The sequence below is a fragment of the Candidatus Thiosymbion oneisti genome, from assembly GCF_004359955.1.
Taxonomy (GTDB): domain Bacteria; phylum Pseudomonadota; class Gammaproteobacteria; order Chromatiales; family Chromatiaceae; genus Thiosymbion; species Thiosymbion oneisti.
The window spans coordinates 35192-50872 of the sequence record NZ_SMSC01000025.1; the positions used below are offsets into that span (position 1 = coordinate 35192).

Below are 15681 nucleotides of genomic sequence, written 5' to 3' on the forward strand. Positions count from 1 at the left end.
CGCTTTGTGCATCCTATCAGGCTGCCGCGGTTCGGGAACCTCCGCGCAGTGGCCGAAACCTTAAGACCCTTGCCGGGCGCTTGCTTTGCCCATCCTACGGCTGCGTGATCTGCGGATAAAGAATGAATACACCTCTGAAAGATGTGAAAATGCTAACATAGGCCACTTCCGATCAGGGTGGTGGGTAGCCGAGGCGTTGCTGATCGGATCCGGCCCAGGCCCCGAGTACGCCCCCGATTGCTTAGGGGCGAGCGGCATGATGTCGGCAGTGCAGCGCAAGGGGAGGATCTATGCCGGATGGTCCGCGTTTCGTCAGTCACCTGACGCGCAATACCTTGGCCTTGATCCTCGCCGGCGGCCGTGGCTCCCGCCTCAAGCAGCTCACCGAGTGGCGGTCCAAGCCCGCAGTGCCCTTCGGCGGTAAGTTCCGGATCGTGGATTTCCCCTTATCCAACTGTGTCAACTCGGGGATCCGCCGGATCGGTGTGCTCACCCAGTACAAGGCCCATTCGCTGATCCTGCACATCCAGAAGGGGTGGGGCAGTTTGCATGGGGAATTCGGGGAGTTCGTCGAGTTCTGGCCGGCCCAACAACGGATCGCCGCGGCGGACTGGTATGCGGGTACCGCCGATGCTGTGTATCAAAACCTGGACATCATCCGTAACCACAATCCGGAGTATGTGCTGGTGCTGGCCGGGGATCATGTCTACAAGATGGACTATGGGGCCATGGTGGCCCAGCATGTCCGTGTGGACGCCGACATGACGGTGGGCTGCATCGAGGTTGAGTTGGAACATGCCAAGCAGTTCGGCATCATGGCGGTGGACACCGAGAACCGGATCCGCAGCTTCCGGGAGAAGCCGGCGCATCCCGAGCCGATTCCCGAACGCCCGAACTATGCCTTGGCCTCCATGGGGATCTATGTCTTCAACAGCGGCTTCCTGTTCGAGCAGCTCATCAGGGACGCGGACCAGCCCGACTCCACCCACGACTTCGGCAAGGACATCATTCCCGATGTCATCACCAAATATCGGGTGATGGCCTATCCCTTTCGGGATGTGCCCGGCGGTGATCAGGGCTATTGGCGTGATGTGGGGACCGTGGATGCCTTCTGGGAGGCGAACCAGGAACTCATCGGCGTGACGCCGCCGCTCAACCTCTATGACGAGTCTTGGCCCATCTGGACCTACCAGGAGCAATTGCCGCCGGCCAAGTTCGTGTTCGACGACGAGGAGCGGCGCGGCATGGCGGTGGACTCCATGGTCTCCAGCGGCTGTGTGATCTCGGGTGCCAAAGTGCGCCACTCCCTGCTGTTTTCAAACGTGCGTGTCAATTCCTACAGCTATGTCAAGGACGCGGTGATCCTGCCGGGCGTGGACGTAGGCCGCAACTGCGAGATTCACCGCAGCATCATCGACCGGGGGTGCCGTCTTCCGGGAGGTCTGACCTTGGGCCTGGACCCGCAGGCGGACGCCGAGCGGGGCTTCTACGTCAGCGAGGGCGGAGTAACGCTGGTAACACCCGAGATGTTGGGCCAGGAAGTTCACCATGTCCGTTGATCCCAGATGCTGAACCCCCGATGTTGAACGAGAAACAGACACCGGCCGCCGGCCTCGACCGGCGCCGCACCGGTATTCTCCTGCACCTGACCTCCCTGCCTGGGATCGGTCCCTGTGGCTCGATCGGTCCCGAGGCCCATAACTTCGTGGGCCTTCTGGCCGATTGCGGCATGTCGGTGTGGCAGGTGTTACCGGTGGGACCCACCCGGCCGGACGGCTCGCCGTATCAGACCAGCTCGGTCCATGCCGGGAATCCGCGGCTCATCGCCCTCGAGCCCCTCCTGGAGCGTGGCTGGCTGCCGGCCCTCCCCAAGGGTAGTACCGAGGTGGCCAAGAGCGAGGCCCTGCGCCGCTCCTGGGACGGATTCCGGAAACGCGGGTCGGCTTCGGACCACCGGGCGCTGACCGACTTCACGGCGGAGAACGACTATTGGCTGGACGACTACGCCCTGTTCCAGGCCCTGCGGGAAGAGCGGCAGGCCCCGTGGTGGGACTGGCCGCCGGCCCTGCGCCGGCGTGACCCGGATGCCCTGGAGCAGGCGCGACGGCACCTCCGGGAAGACCTCGACTATATCCGCTTCGAGCAGTTCCTGTTCTTCAACCAGTGGCAGGTCCTGCGTGGGCATGCCAACGCCGTCGGCATCGAGCTCTTCGGTGACATGCCCATCTTCGCGGCCCACGACAGCGCCGAGGTGTGGGCCCGGCCCTATGATTTCGATCTGAATGCGGACGGCAGCCTGCGGGTGGTGGCCGGGGTGCCGCCGGATTACTTCTCCGCCACCGGTCAACGCTGGGGCAATCCCCTCTATCGCTGGGACCGGATGCGGGCCGACGGCTTCCGCTTCTGGTTGGATCGGATCCGTACCCAGCTGCGCCTGTTCGACATGGTGCGCATCGATCACTTTCGGGGTTTCGATGCCTGCTGGGAGATCCCGGCGGCGGAGGAAACCGCCGTCAAGGGGCACTGGGTAAGGTCCCTCGGCGACGAGCTCTTTGCATGCCTGCACCGGCACTTCGACCGCTTGCCCCTGATCGCGGAAGACCTGGGCGTCATCACCCCAGCGGTGGACGCCCTACGCAAGCGGCATCACCTGCCCGGCATGCGGGTGCTGCAGTTCGCCTTCTCCGAGGGGGCCCTCAATCCCCACCTGCCTTTCCAGCACGCTCGCGACGCGCTGGTCTACACGGGCACTCACGACAACGACACCACCCTCGGCTGGTATCGGTCCCTGGACCCGGCAACCCGCGACCGGGTGGACGCCTACCTAGGTTATCCAGCGGAGGACATGCCCTGGCCGCTGATCCGGTGCGCCTTGGGCTCACGCGCCCATTTGGCGATCCTGCCCATGCAGGATGTCTTGGGTCTCGACGGTGCTCACCGCATGAACCTGCCGGGCACCAGCGAGGGCAATTGGCGCTGGCGTTTTTCCTGGGACCAGGTAGGGTCCGAGCTGCCTGGTCGGATGCGGCGTTTGGTCAAGCTCTACGGGCGGTGAAACCGTAACCCGTAGATTGGGCAAAGCCCGTAGGATGTGGTGAGTCGCCGGGCGCGGGACGCGCCCGGCGGCGAACCGCATCAATGGTGTGGTGAGCACCTGCCTACCGCCCCAGGAGGGTGTCGCAATACGCAGAATTGAAGCGATGCCGTGCCCGGCCCGGCGCGGTCCTGGGTTATTTAGCATTGTCTGTGGGATCGGACGTGTTGGGTTACGGCGCGTTCAGCGCCGTGCCCCACAAGGCGTTCTCTCACGCGCCTAACCCAACCTACACCCGACGCGAGGTCCGCGCGGGCCGGCCACGCGGGGGGTAATATGGGGATAGGTTGCGTTAAGACGCTGGCATCTGTGGATTAGAAAGAATATTGGGATTTCTCCTTTGCCGTGGTCTCCCGTCTGCAAGCCCGCGAGGGCGTGTCCTTCCGTATGCACAGCTTTTCACAGATGAAAAACGAAATAATCTGCGGATTGAAAAGATATGTTCGCGAGCCGTTACCTAGCGATGAGTGGGACGCAGTGAGATAGCTACCGGGTGGTGATCCGAGGGGGCAGGGTGGTCGCCTCCGTAATCCAGTACGGCATAGCTTCCGAGGACGATCCTGCGGGCCGTTACCGCATCCATGACAATGTGGTCGATGGCGTAGGGATAGCGGGGATTGAGGGGGAAGGGAAAGGGCCTGCCCGTGTTAGCCAGCACCAGGTCCGCGCCCGGATCCGGGCGTGAGGTCTGCGGCCGGCACCTGCGTCCCAGCCTGGAATCCGGTATCCAGGTACACACCGCCCCGTCGTCGATGGCGGACCAGAAGTCGTCGCGCGGCTGGTCGAGCTGGCGGTTGAAGTCGCCCAACAGGACAAAGCCTTCGCCGGCGCTCGCCCTGGCGTCGATCCATTCTTCCAGGATCCCGCGCTGTCGTATCAGTAGTCTGCACTGGTCTCGGTCGACCTTACCGTCGAGCCGGTTGTAGGCGCAGCCGGCTTTCAGGTGCACCGCCAGCAGCTGGATCCCGTCGCCTGTTCCATCCGCGGGCTCGATCAGGATGCGGGTCGCCCAACGTTGGGAGCCCATGCCGATCGCCGCAAAATCCGGCAGGCGGCGGTAGCTCAGCCCCAGCTTGGTCAATCGCTCTCGGTTGATCGCAAACCCCGTGCGTTGCATGGTCCGCATCTGTCCGGATTGACGGCGGCAAGGGCCCAGGTTCCGGTCCGGTTGGCGCGCGATCTCGATGGCATAGGTGCCCGGATCGAACAGGCGCGCGACGGCCGCCCGATCCTCCACCTCCTGCAAGGCGATCAGATCGGCGTTCAAACGCCGTGCGTGCCGGCGCAGACGTGCGTAGTCCGCCTCAGACCTAGGCCGGCAGCCGGCGCCGACAGCCGCGGCGAGATGCTCCAGATTCCAGGTCGCCAGCCGTAGGGTCGGGGGCTCAGCTGCGACGGAACAGGACACGAGCAGCAGCAGGGGCAAGATTAATCGCTCCGGCAGAACCAGGCGCGGTCTTGGGTTATTTAACATCGTCTGTGGGATCGGACTTTTATCCGCAGATTACGCAGATTCTCACAGATTAAAAAGAAGTAATCTGCGTAATCTGCGGATTGAAAAGTCAATCAGGTTGGGTAAAGGGCCAGGCCTGTCCCGACGGAGGAGGGAGCCTGGCTCGTGCCCAACATGCGGTGTTCAGTCGGGTACGCTGTCGTCTGAACGCGCCCTAACCCAACAGGTCCCGCGAAGCCGTTTGACTTGAGTCAAAGCTGAAATGCGAGCACTTGTCTTAGATTAAACTGGTTGCAGCTAACCTTATTCTCGGCAACCCCAGTGTGAGCACAAGGCACCGGATGTACACTTTCGCGCGCAAGCAGGTCGACCGCCTGCTGGTGTTGTTTACTGTCGGTACTTGCGGAGCACGCCGATGATCGTCCTCTTGCGTGTTAAGGTTAAGCTGGCCGCCCTGCTCGTGGCAGGCCGTGCCGTTCTATCCATCGCGGGCCTTATCGCGCTCGCTGCCGCGCCTGTTCAGGCGGACGCGGAGCCGTCCGCCAGCCGCCAAGCGGAGCTCAGGAATCTGCTTACGCAGGACTGCGGCTCCTGTCATGGCCTCACCCTCGCCGGGGGGCTGGGTCCCTCGCTTCAGCGTCAGGCACTGGTGGGCAAGCCCGCGGAATACATCGCGGCCACCATTCTCTTCGGCCGACCCGGTACCCCAATGCCGCCCTGGCGGTCTTTCCTCTCGGATACGGAGGCTGCCTGGCTTGCGAACCTCTTGAAGCAACCGGCACCATGACGGCTCGCTCGCTGCTGTTCCTTGCGCTGACGGCGTTGCTGACGGGGACTGCCGACGCCCAACGAGGAACCGGTGACCTCGGCATTGTTGTCGAACGCGCTGCAGGCAGCCTGCAGCTCATCGAAACCTCGCTGAACACCGCCCTGGGGCGTATCGAGGGTCTCGGCGATCTGTCTCATGCCTCCGCGGTCTTCTCCCGCGACGGACGCTTCGGCTTTGTGTTCGGCCGCGACGGCGGACTGTCGAAGGTCGATCTGCTCACCGGCACCCTCGTCAAGCGTGTCGAGCAGGCGGGCAACAGCATCGGGGGTGCCATCTCACAGGACGGCCGTATGGTGGCCGTCTCCAACTACGAGCCCGGGGGCGTGCGCGTCTTCGACGCCGGGACCCTGGAGCTGATTGCCGACATCCCGGCGGTTTACGGACCCGCGGGAAAGCGATCAAAGGTCATCGGGCTGGTCGACGCTCCCGGCAATCGCTTCGTGTTCAGCCTGTGGGATGGGAACCAGATCTGGGTCGTGGATCTGACCGATCCGGCCCGTATCGACATCCGCAAGTTTAAGGACATCGGCCGCAATCCCTACGATGCCCTGATCTCCCCCGATGGACGCTATTACATCGCGGGTCTGTTCGGGGAGGATGGCCTGGCGCTCCTCGACCTGTGGCACCCGGAGGCGGGGGTACGCCGCATCCTGCCCGACTACGGGCAGGGCGAGCAGAAGCTCCCCGTCTACAAGATGCCCCACCTGGAGGGCTGGGCGGTGGCCGGACGGCGGGCGTTCATCCCCGCGGTGGGCCGGCACCAAGTCCTGGTGATCGACATGGACGACTGGCGGGAGGTCGCCCGCATCCCCGTGAAGGGTCAGCCGGTGTTCGTAATGGCCCGCCCCGATGGACGCCAGGTATGGGTAAACTTCGCCTTTCCGGACAACCGTCACATTCAGGTCTTCGATACCGAGACCCTCGAGCAGCTCCATGCGTTCGAGCCGGGTCCGGCCGTACTGCACATGGAGTTCGAGCCCCGCGGTGAGGAGGTCTGGATCTCGGTGCGGGACGCGGATCGGGTGGATGTCTATGACACCAGGACCTTTACGCGCTCGGCGAGCTTACCCGCGGACAAGCCGAGCGGCATCTTTCTCACCGCACGCGCCCACCGGATCGGACTATGAGAAGGCACGGCAAGGCCCTGCTGCTCGACGCCGTCGACCGGCGCCTGCTCAACGACTTTCAGAGCGGCTTTCCACTGGTGCCCGAACCCTTCGCAGAGATCGCCGGCCAGCTGGGGGTCGGCGAGTCGGAGGTGATCGCCCGTATCGAACGGCTCGCGGCGGCAGGCGCTGTAAGCCGGGTCGGACCTGTGCTCCGGCCGCGGCATGTCGGCGCCAGCACCCTGGCCGCCATGGCCGTGCCTGAGGACCGGATCGAGGAGGTGGCCGAGCTTGTCAACGGTTACCGGGAGGTCAATCACAACTACGAGCGCACGCACAGGTTCAACCTCTGGTTCGTGCTTACCGCAGCCGACGAGGAACGTCTCACCGAGGTCATGCACGAGATCGAGGACCGTACCGGAATCGAGGTGCTGGACCTGCCGATGATCGAGGAGTACCACATCGACCTGGGGTTTCCGCTGCAGTGGACGTGAGCGCAAGTGTTTCCAACCCTGTCCCCGACCCGACCGATGGAGCCCTGATCCGCGCCGTACAACAGGGCCTGCCTTTGGTGCCGCGGCCCTACGCCGTCATCGCGGGCGAGCTCGGGATTGCGGAAACAGAGGTGATGGCGCGACTTGCGAGACTCATCGACCGGGGAGCAATCAAGCGCTTCGGCGTCGTGGTGCGCCACCGCGAGCTCGGCTACCGCGCCAGCGCCATGGTGGTCTGGGCCCTGCCCGAGGACCGGGTCGCGGAGATCGGCCGCCGCATCGCTCGTCTCCCGTTCGTGACCCTGAGCTATCGGCGCCTGCCGAGGCCGCCCGTCTGGCCCTATAACCTGTTCACCATGATCCACGGGCGCAATCGGACATCGGTATTGGATCAACTGGAGCAGATCAAGGAGCGCCTGGACCTCGCGGACACAGGTTGCGCGATCCTCTTCAGCGCGCGTTGTTTCAAGCAGCGTGGCGCCCGCTACGATGCGACTCGGTATCCCGAGGCGACGAACCCTTGCCACCCGCTCGAACTTCCGGACCTGAAGTCGGCGTCCGGAAACAACCTGGCCTGCGCCTTCTGATGGCCGATTCGGAGCATGTGGCCGCAGGTGTCGATGATGACACCGCCGTACCCTCGCCGGCGGTGAAGGGCAGGGCAACCGATGATGTATCAAATGAACACATGAAAACGCCGGTTAGTTACGCCGCCTGACCTCCCATGACCGAACCTCAAAATAACAGCGACGCCTACGACAGTCCCTGGAAAGAGGTGCTCGAACACGCCTTCCCCGAGTTCGTGGCCTTCTATTTCCCCGAGGCATATGCTCAAATCGACTGGGCACAAGACCATGAATTCAAGAATACCGAATTGCGCCAGGTGGTGCGTGACGCGGAACTCGGCAAACGTTTTGCCGACGTCCTGGTCCAAGTCACCCTCGAGGGTGGCGAACCACGTTGGATCTACATCCACATCGAAGTCCAGGGGCGACGCGACAGCGACTTCGCCCGGCGCATGTTCACCTACAACTACCGGCTCTTCGACCGCTACGCCCGTCCCATCGCCAGCCTCGCCGTGCTGGCCGACGCGGATGCCGGATGGCGACCCGACCACTATGGCTTCGAGGTCCTCGGCTGCCGTCATACACTGGAATTTCCGGTCGTCAAACTCATCGACTATGCGGACCGCATCGAGTCACTTGAGGCGAGCGCCAATCCCTTCGCCCTCGTTACCATCGCGCATCTACGCACCCGCCAGACCAAAGGCAACCCGCAAGCCCGTTATCAGGCCAAGCTCAACCTCGTGCGTGCGCTCTACCGGCAAGGTTGGGACCGGCAGCACATACTGGATCTGTTTGCCGTCATCGATTGGATGATGCGCCTGCCGAATGCACTCGAGCAACAGCTATGGCAAGCTATCGAAACCGTCGAAGGAGAAACCGAAATGCGCTACGTCACGAGTGTTGAACGACTTGCTATCCAGAGAGGCATACAACAAGGCTTGCAGCAAGGCCTGGAGCAAGGCCTGGAGCAAGGCCTGGAGCAAGGCAGGCTGGAAGGGAAGATCGAAGGCCTGGAACGCCTTCTTGTCAAACGCTTCGGCCCCCTCGACGCAGCAACCCGCAAGCGCCTCGAGATAGCCACCCTGGAGCAACTCGATCGCTGGACCGATCGCATTCTGGACGCCTCCACGGTAGATGCCGTGTTTGAGGAACATTGAGGCAAGCGGAGGTAAACGCAAAGGCTCTTTATTGTTCGGTTGCCCTGCGGTGAAAGATACCGTCCGAGACCCGGTTGGTGAGACGTGCCGATTGCCGGCACTAGGCCCTCTCGAACGCGGCTTCCTGAATCGGTTCCAGGGCGGCTTTCCTCTGACGCAACGGCCGTTCCGAAAGGTCGCTGCGGAGCTGGCGACGGACGAGGACACCCTCATCTCGACCGTCCGCGCCATGCTGGAGAGAAGGCTGCTGAGCCGTTTCGGTCCCCTTTACAATGCCGAGCGCCTCGGTGGGTGTTCTACGCTTGCGGCGATGGCGGTGCCGGAGCCGGCCTTCGTCCGCACCGCGAAGATCCTCGATGCCATTCCCGAGGTCGCACACAACTACCGGCGCGATCATCGGCTCAACATGTGGTTCGTACTCGCGACTCCCGACCAGGGCAAGCTTACGGGTGCGATCCGCCGCATCCGGTCCTTGACCGGCTTGATGGTTTACGACTTTCCCAAGCTCAGGGAATACCACCTGGGGTTCCGGCTCCAACTGGACGCGGACGGCGGCATCGCGGTGCGGCGAATCGAGCGCGACAAAGCCGTGGAGCCCCTGGAGCCGGGCGACCTCGACCGCAGGATTGTCGCCGCCACCCAGGCCGGTTACCCCCTGCAGGCCGAGCCCTTCGCCGCCGTCGCGGCCCAGATTGATTGCAATGCCCCGACCGTTATCGAGCGGCTGAGCCGCATGCTGCAGGCCGGCGCCATACGCCGCATCGGTGCCGTGCCCAACCACTATCGGCTCGGGCTGCGCGGCAACGGCATGTCCGTATGGGACCTGGATGATGAGCAGGTCGAGGCCCTCGGCAAAAGGATCGGCGCCCTGGACTGCGTCAGCCATTGCTATCTGCGCCCACGCCGCCTTCCGCTCTGGCCCTACAACCTGTTCGCCATGGTCCATGGGTGCAACCGGGACGAGGCGAAGGCCGCCGCCACGCGCATCGAAGCGATCGTCGCCGGACATTGCCGCAGGCAGGAGGTGTTGTTCAGCGAAGCCATCCTGAAGAAGGCGGGGCTTCGATTCGTCGGCTGATCGGGCACCGGAAACCACCATGTTCAGGTTGAGCCGTTACGTGCAGCTTCTCACCTCCCCCACCGCCTTGGAGAAGGCCACCGCCGCGCCGCGCGCCGAGCCGACCGGACCGGTGGTGATCTGGAATCTAATCCGGCGCTGCAATCTCACCTGCCGGCACTGCTATGCCACCTCGGCGGACACCGATTTCAAAGGCGAGCTGACCACCCAAGAGGTCCGGGGGGTGATGGGGGATCTGCGCCGGTACGGCGTGCCGGTGCTGATCCTCTCCGGCGGCGAGCCCCTTATGCGGCCGGACATCTTCGACCTGGCGCAGCACGCCAAGGAGCTCGGCTTCTACGTCGCCCTGTCCACCAATGGTACCCTGATCGACGAGACCAACCTGCCCCGGATTCGAGAGGTAGGATTCGACTATCTCGGCATCAGCATCGACGGCCTGGAGGAAAGCCACGACCGTTTCCGCCGTCGCCCCGGCGCCTTCCGGGAGTCCCTCCGGGGCATCCGCCTGTGCCGGGACGCGGGCATCCGGGTCGGCATGCGTTTCACCCTCACCCGGGACAATGCCCGAGACCTGCCGGGCCTGCTGCAACTGATGGAGCGCGAAGCGGTCGGCAAGTTCTATCTGTCCCACCTCAATTACGCGGGCCGTGGCAACCAGAACCGGGGGGACGACGCCCACTTCCGGATGACCCGCGAGGCCATGGATCTACTGATCGCGGCCTGCCGGCAACGCCTGCGAGACGGCCTCCTGTGCGAATTCGTCACCGGCAACAACGACGCCGACGCTGTCTACCTGTTCCAGTGGGCCGAGCGCCGCTTTCCGGATCGGGCCGGCATACTGCGCCGGGCCCTGCAAAACTGGGGTGGGAACGCCTCCGGCGTGAAGGTTGCCAACATCGACAACCTGGGCCATGTGCACCCGGACACCTTCTGGTGGAACCACAGCCTCGGCAATGTGCGCGAACGGCCCTTCTCCGAAATCTGGGAGGACCTCTCCGACCCGCTGCTGGCCGGCCTGAAGCAGAGCCCACGCCCGGTCGGCGGGCGCTGCGCCCAATGCGTGCACCTGGACATCTGCAACGGCAACACCCGCACCCGGGCCTTCCGGCTCACCGGCGATCCCTGGGCCGAGGACCCAGGCTGTTATCTGACCGATGCGGAGATCGGGGCCTGACGGTTAGCCGCAAATGAACGCGAATGAACGCAAATCGGTCGCAAAAGATTACATTCTCTTCTTTGTCCACAGATTACGCAGATTTTCGCAGATTGTTTCGTTTTTAATCTGTGAAAATCTGTGTAATCTGCGGATAGATCGAAGCGGCCGGATCATTTTTCCCATACTCAATCCGAATCTCAGCGGTTGTAGCCGTTCAGATCCCCCGCTGTTTTTGCCATCCCTGGCACTGGATTCCAGCAATCCCTGCCGGAATGACGAGGTAGAGGCTGAACGGTTACAACCAACCATTGTAGCGGTGAGAGGCTTGTGGCATTCGCCACAAAGTCCCTACTGCGACGGCAGCACGTGAGCGGGTTAATGGTTATATTGGTATTCGTTTATCGCATCTGCTTTCGTTGGGAGCGTGGCTATGCGGACGAAGTCGAAATCACCGACTACCACTAAACGGAATAAGACGACCATGAGGCAAAATCGTGGACCGGAGCCGGTGGCGAGGCGGTTGCCTAGTGAGAGGTCCCCAACGCATCCCGGAGAGATGCTGTCGGAGGAATTCCTGAAGCCACTGGGGATCAGTCAGTCCGCCTTTGCGATTCGCTTGGGAGTTTCATTCCCACGGCTGAACGAAATCATTCATGGAAAACGCGCGGTGACCCCGGACACGGCATTGCGGTTAGCCCGCGTGTTGGGAATGTCAGTGGACTTCTGGCTTGGGCTCCAGCAGGACTGGGACCTCTGGCATGCCATGCGAAGCGGCAAGGCAGCTGAGATTGACAAGTTGGAACCACTAGGTCGCACTGCCTAGCGGGTTACCTAATAAAGTGTTGCAGCGGACGCGGTAAACTGCGCCGCCGAGCTTGAACGTTAGCCGTAAAAGGGTCGCACAGTGTTTATTCAAAACAAGTCAGAAGATAGAAACCTGTGTTTTGTGGTAATGCCATTTAGGGAACACTTTGAAGGAGCTTACGAGAAAATACAAGAAATAGCGGTTATCAAGCATGAAATGACATGTGTAAGAGCAGACAACATTTACTCTGCTGGTGTAATAATTGAAGAAATATGGGAGAAAATACAAGAGGCAGGGATTATCGTAGCGGATTGCACAGATAAGAATCCTAATGTTCTGTATGAAATTGGATTGGCCCATGCCATTGGTAAAGATGATCAAGTTATATTAATTAGTCAAAGTATCGAAGATATCCCATTTGATTTACGGCATCGCAGAATTATTACTTATGATCCCAATAAACTAGATGCTCTTGCAGTCAAACTGTCAAAGACAATAGAAAAAATCAGAGGAAAGACACCGGAAATCCACCTTTGGCTAAAAACAACGCAAACTAACGTTCGCGTTGGATTATCAACACCAATAAATAATTATCTAGCAACAAAAACTCCTATACCCGCTTCTGGGCGCATAATCGGTCTTGACAATACGGGGCTTAGGTATTCAATTCAAGGGTTTGTTATTACAGACAAGGAGTACCAGCAAGGAACGTCTAATATAGATTCTGAGGGATATTGGAGCATAAATGAAATTCACCTTGGCGCAACGACGCATACTTTGTTTTTTCGTGTGTTTGACGAATCTGGGCGAACGATGGCAAAGACAGAAGAAATAACGATATTGAAAAAAAATGCATAATTTATGGCTAACAAGGAGCTTCAAGGGACGTCGGCGCTATCGCGCAGTCGCTCCTGAGTCCCAGCGTTAGATATACCCATCCGTTCAGCATGATACCCGTAATATGGGAATCATCTTTTACCGCCAATCAACACAAATCAGTCGAGATCGGTTTGCCATCATTGACGGTTCCTGATTCATTTACGTTGATTTGCGTTCATTTGCGGCAAAAAAGAACTCCCAATGAAAGAACCGAACCGATGTTACCGATACTTCGGCACTGCTGTACCAATGAGCCTGTCTGTTGTTTTGATCTGCGTCCTGACGATTCCCGCCTTTCCCCAGGGATCCGCACGAGCCGATGAGGTCGCTACCCTGTACCTGCAGCACTGCGGCGAGTGCCATGGCCCGGACCGGCTCGGTCGGATCGGTCCCGCTCTATTGCCGGAGAACCTCAAGCGCCTTAAGAAGAAGGCCGCCATCCCGGTCATCCGCGAGGGGCGCCCGGCCACCCAGATGCCGCCCTTCGCGGACCAGCTCAGCGACGAACAGATCCGGCGCCTGGTAGACCTGATCTACACGCCACTGCCCGAGCTCCCGCGCTGGGGCATGGAAGAGATCGCCACCAGCCGAATCCTGCACGCACCCGCTAAGCCGCTGCAGGACCGGCCCGTCTTCGACGCCGACATCGAGAACCTGTTCGTGGTCGTGGAGCTGGGAGACCACCACGCGACCCTGCTCGACGGCGACCGCTTCGAGCCCATCCATCGGTTTCCCACCCGCTTCGCCCTGCACGGCGGACCCAAGTACGCCGCGGGCGGACGTTATGTCTACTTTGCCTCCCGCGATGGCTGGATCAGCAAGTACGATATTTACAACCTGGCCTATGTGGCCGAGGTGCGGGCCGGCATCAATACCCGCAACCTGGCGGTGTCCCACGACGGGCGCTTCGTCATGGTGGCCAACTACCTGCCCCATACCCTCGTGGTGCTGGACGCCCGTGACCTGTCCCCGGTCAAAATCATCCCAGTAGCGGACCACCAGGGCAGGAGCTCTCGGGTCAGCGCCGTCTATACAGCGGACCCCAGATCCAGCTTCATCGCGGCCCTCAAGGACCTGTCCGAGGTCTGGGAGATCAGCTACCGGATACCGCCGCCGCGGGGTTTCGGCCGGTGGGTCCACGACTATCGTGAAGATTCGGGCGAAGAGATCGACCCCGAGCCCTTCCCGATTCGGCGCATTCGGGTTGAGGGCATACTCGACGACTTCTTCATCGACCAGGACTATGTGCGGATCGTCGGCAGCTCCCGCGACGGCAGGGGCCAAGTGGTGAACCTGGACCTGGGCCGAGCGGTGACCGAGCTTGCCCTACCCAGCCTGCCCCACCTGAGCTCCGGTATCACCTGGCCCTGGCAGGACCGGGTCGTGCTCGCCACCCCGAGCATCAAGGAGTCCAAGGTCACCGTCCTGGACACCAAGACCTGGGAGATCGTCAAGGAGATACCGACCCTGGGCCCCGGCTTCTTCATGCGCAGCCACGAGAACTCACCCTACGCCTGGGTAGACGTCTTTTTCGGCCAGGACAAGGACGCCATGCAGGTGATCGACAAGCAGACCCTCAAGGTCGTCAAGACCCTGCGGCCCGCACCCGGCAAGACCTCAGCCCATGTCGAATTCACCAAGGACGGGCGCTACGCCCTGATCAGCATTTGGGACCTGGACGGGGCGCTCGTCGTCTACGACGCTTTGAGCCTGGAAGAGGTCAAGCGCCTGCCGATGAAGAAGCCCTCCGGTAAATACAATGTCCACAACAAACTGACCCGGTCGCGCGGGACAAGTCATTGATTGTCTCCAAAAACTTCAGTCCGCCGTAGGCGGATTGAGGTACTAGTATGGATGCTCGCAACTACCGATAACAAGGATATATATGCAGAATTCTGAAATGAGGTCTTAGGGTGATGAAGCAAGAGACAGACCGCGGCCCAACCCACGACAGCAGCTACAAGCTGTTGTATTCGCATGTCGCAATGGTCAGCGACCTGTTGCAAGGCTTCATACCGGGTACCTGGATCGATGAGCTGGACCTGGCCACGCTGGAGAAATGCAGTGGCAGCTATGTCAGCGACGACCTCCGCGACCGGGCCGACGACCTGATCTGGCGCGTGCGCTGGGGTCACGACTGGCTCTATGTCTACCTGTTGCTCGAATTCCAATCCACGATAGATCGCTGGATGGCGGTGCGTATCCAGACCTACCTCGGACTTCTCTACCAAGACCTGATCCGCACCCGGCAGCTCAGTGGCACCGGCCGGCTGCCGCCGGTGCTGCCCATCGTGCTCTACAATGGCGCCGACCCCTGGAATGCCGCGCGCACACTCGACGACTTGATCGAGCCGGCCCCGTCCGTGCTGCACCCATACCGGCCACAACAGGCGTATTTCCTGATCGACGAGCAGCGCGTGGCGGAGCAGGGCAAGCTGCCGCAGCGCAACCTGAGCGCCGCGCTCTTCCGCCTCGAAGCCAGCCGCACGCCTGGGGAGGTGCTGACCATCCTCCGAACTCTGGTCGAGTGGCTCAAGGCACCGGAGCAGACCGGTCTGCGGCGGGCCTTTACCGTCTGGCTCAACCGGGTCTTTCTCCCCAAGCGACTTGCAGGCGTAGAATTCGAGTCACTGAGCGATCTACATGAGGTACATGATATGTTGTCCAATCGCGTCGAGAGCTGGACCGACCAATGGAAACGCGAGGGTCTGGAGCAGGGTCTGGAGCAAGGTCTGGAACAGGGTCTGGAACGAGGCCTGGAGCAAGGTCTGGAACAGGGCCTGGAACAGGGCTTGGAACAGGGCCGCCAAGAGCTGCGCCACCTACTCGCCCGCCAGGCCCGTCATCGCTTCGGTTCTGCGATCGCCACGCAGGCCGGGCCGCTCCTGACAGGGATTGCCGACCCGCTGCAGCTATCGGATCTCGGCGATGCACTCCTCTCCTGCCCCGACGGTGCCGCTTGGCTGCGTATCTTGCGTCAGGCACGGTCCACGTCGCCCACCGGCGACGAGCATCCATAACCGACATTCGAGAGCATTCGAGGAAGGGCGAAAGGAAAAGCCTG

Annotated in this window: 14 protein-coding genes; 13 read left to right on the forward strand and 1 reads right to left on the reverse strand. The window is 61.5% G+C overall.

What is annotated here, in order from left to right; genetic code table 11:
• Positions 1-290: 290 nt before the first annotated feature.
• Positions 291-1559 (forward strand): glucose-1-phosphate adenylyltransferase, encoded by a 1269-nt coding sequence (gene glgC / locus E1958_RS14845; protein WP_133512557.1) that lies wholly within the window; start codon positions 291-293, stop codon positions 1557-1559.
• Positions 1560-1579: 20 nt separating this feature from the next.
• Positions 1580-3055 carry a 4-alpha-glucanotransferase gene (malQ, locus tag E1958_RS14850; RefSeq protein ID WP_133512558.1) on the forward strand — a complete coding sequence of 492 codons (1476 nt, stop codon included), beginning with the start codon at positions 1580-1582 and terminating at the stop codon, positions 3053-3055.
• Positions 3056-3551: 496 nt separating this feature from the next.
• Here malQ and E1958_RS14855 read toward each other — a convergent pair whose 3' ends face one another.
• A complete protein-coding gene (locus E1958_RS14855; RefSeq protein WP_165741876.1) occupies positions 3552-4520 on the reverse strand; it encodes an endonuclease/exonuclease/phosphatase family protein in 969 nt (322 codons plus the stop codon).
• A 442-nt stretch (positions 4521-4962) separates the two neighbouring features.
• On the opposite strand from E1958_RS14855, the gene E1958_RS14860 reads away from it, so the two are divergent.
• The 11 genes from E1958_RS14860 to E1958_RS14905 all read left to right on the forward strand — a co-directional run bounded on the left by E1958_RS14860 (position 4963) and on the right by E1958_RS14905 (position 15637).
• On the forward strand, positions 4963-5334 hold the full coding sequence (locus E1958_RS14860) for a c-type cytochrome (protein WP_207787747.1): 372 nt from the start codon (positions 4963-4965) through the stop codon (positions 5332-5334).
• The gene (locus tag E1958_RS14865) at positions 5331-6503 is read left to right on the forward strand and encodes a cytochrome D1 domain-containing protein (protein ID WP_133512560.1); all 1173 of its coding nucleotides are present in this window, start codon (positions 5331-5333) and stop codon (positions 6501-6503) included. The genes E1958_RS14860 and E1958_RS14865 overlap by 4 nt, the downstream gene beginning before the upstream one ends.
• Positions 6500-6976: an AsnC family transcriptional regulator gene (locus E1958_RS20960; protein ID WP_207787748.1), complete on the forward strand. Its 477-nt coding sequence runs from the start codon at positions 6500-6502 to the stop codon at positions 6974-6976. Before E1958_RS14865 ends, E1958_RS20960 begins: the two co-directional genes overlap by 4 nt.
• Entirely contained in the window at positions 6973-7563 is a 591-nt protein-coding gene (ahbB, locus tag E1958_RS20965) for a siroheme decarboxylase subunit beta (RefSeq protein ID WP_243725279.1), read from the forward strand. The genes E1958_RS20960 and ahbB (E1958_RS20965) overlap by 4 nt, the downstream gene beginning before the upstream one ends.
• Before the next feature lie 137 nt (positions 7564-7700).
• A complete protein-coding gene (locus E1958_RS14875; protein ID WP_133512561.1) occupies positions 7701-8699 on the forward strand; it encodes an Rpn family recombination-promoting nuclease/putative transposase in 999 nt (332 codons plus the stop codon).
• A 49-nt stretch (positions 8700-8748) separates the two neighbouring features.
• Positions 8749-9777: a siroheme decarboxylase subunit beta gene (ahbB, locus tag E1958_RS14880; protein WP_133512562.1), complete on the forward strand. Its 1029-nt coding sequence runs from the start codon at positions 8749-8751 to the stop codon at positions 9775-9777.
• A 19-nt stretch (positions 9778-9796) separates the two neighbouring features.
• Complete coding sequence (nirJ, locus tag E1958_RS14885) at positions 9797-10951, forward strand: heme d1 biosynthesis radical SAM protein NirJ (protein WP_133512563.1); 1155 nt, start codon at positions 9797-9799, stop codon at positions 10949-10951.
• A 463-nt stretch (positions 10952-11414) separates the two neighbouring features.
• Positions 11415-11756: a HigA family addiction module antitoxin gene (locus E1958_RS14890; RefSeq protein WP_207787749.1), complete on the forward strand. Its 342-nt coding sequence runs from the start codon at positions 11415-11417 to the stop codon at positions 11754-11756.
• An 81-nt stretch (positions 11757-11837) separates the two neighbouring features.
• A complete protein-coding gene (locus tag E1958_RS14895; protein WP_133512565.1) occupies positions 11838-12596 on the forward strand; it encodes a hypothetical protein in 759 nt (252 codons plus the stop codon).
• A gap of 222 nt (positions 12597-12818) precedes the next feature.
• Positions 12819-14420: a cytochrome D1 domain-containing protein gene (locus E1958_RS14900; protein WP_243725280.1), complete on the forward strand. Its 1602-nt coding sequence runs from the start codon at positions 12819-12821 to the stop codon at positions 14418-14420.
• A gap of 113 nt (positions 14421-14533) precedes the next feature.
• Positions 14534-15637 (forward strand): Rpn family recombination-promoting nuclease/putative transposase, encoded by a 1104-nt coding sequence (locus E1958_RS14905; protein WP_133512566.1) that lies wholly within the window; start codon positions 14534-14536, stop codon positions 15635-15637.
• Positions 15638-15681: the final 44 nt, after the last annotated feature.

Excerpts from the sequence above, each read along its gene's own strand:
- glgC (WP_133512557.1), top strand. The coding sequence starts at position 291 with ATGCCGGATGGTCCGCGTTTCGTCAGTCACCTGACGCGCAATACCTTG.
- E1958_RS14905 (WP_133512566.1), top strand. The coding sequence starts at position 14,534 with ATGAAGCAAGAGACAGACCGCGGCCCAACCCACGACAGCAGCTACAAG.
- E1958_RS14875 (WP_133512561.1), top strand. The coding sequence starts at position 7,701 with ATGACCGAACCTCAAAATAACAGCGACGCCTACGACAGTCCCTGGAAA.
- nirJ (WP_133512563.1), top strand. The coding sequence starts at position 9,797 with ATGTTCAGGTTGAGCCGTTACGTGCAGCTTCTCACCTCCCCCACCGCC.
- E1958_RS14860 (WP_207787747.1), top strand. The coding sequence starts at position 4,963 with ATGATCGTCCTCTTGCGTGTTAAGGTTAAGCTGGCCGCCCTGCTCGTG.
- malQ (WP_133512558.1), top strand. The coding sequence starts at position 1,580 with ATGTTGAACGAGAAACAGACACCGGCCGCCGGCCTCGACCGGCGCCGC.
- E1958_RS20960 (WP_207787748.1), top strand. The coding sequence starts at position 6,500 with ATGAGAAGGCACGGCAAGGCCCTGCTGCTCGACGCCGTCGACCGGCGC.
- E1958_RS14900 (WP_243725280.1), top strand. The coding sequence starts at position 12,819 with ATGAAAGAACCGAACCGATGTTACCGATACTTCGGCACTGCTGTACCA.
- E1958_RS14865 (WP_133512560.1), top strand. The coding sequence starts at position 5,331 with ATGACGGCTCGCTCGCTGCTGTTCCTTGCGCTGACGGCGTTGCTGACG.
- E1958_RS14890 (WP_207787749.1), top strand. The coding sequence starts at position 11,415 with ATGAGGCAAAATCGTGGACCGGAGCCGGTGGCGAGGCGGTTGCCTAGT.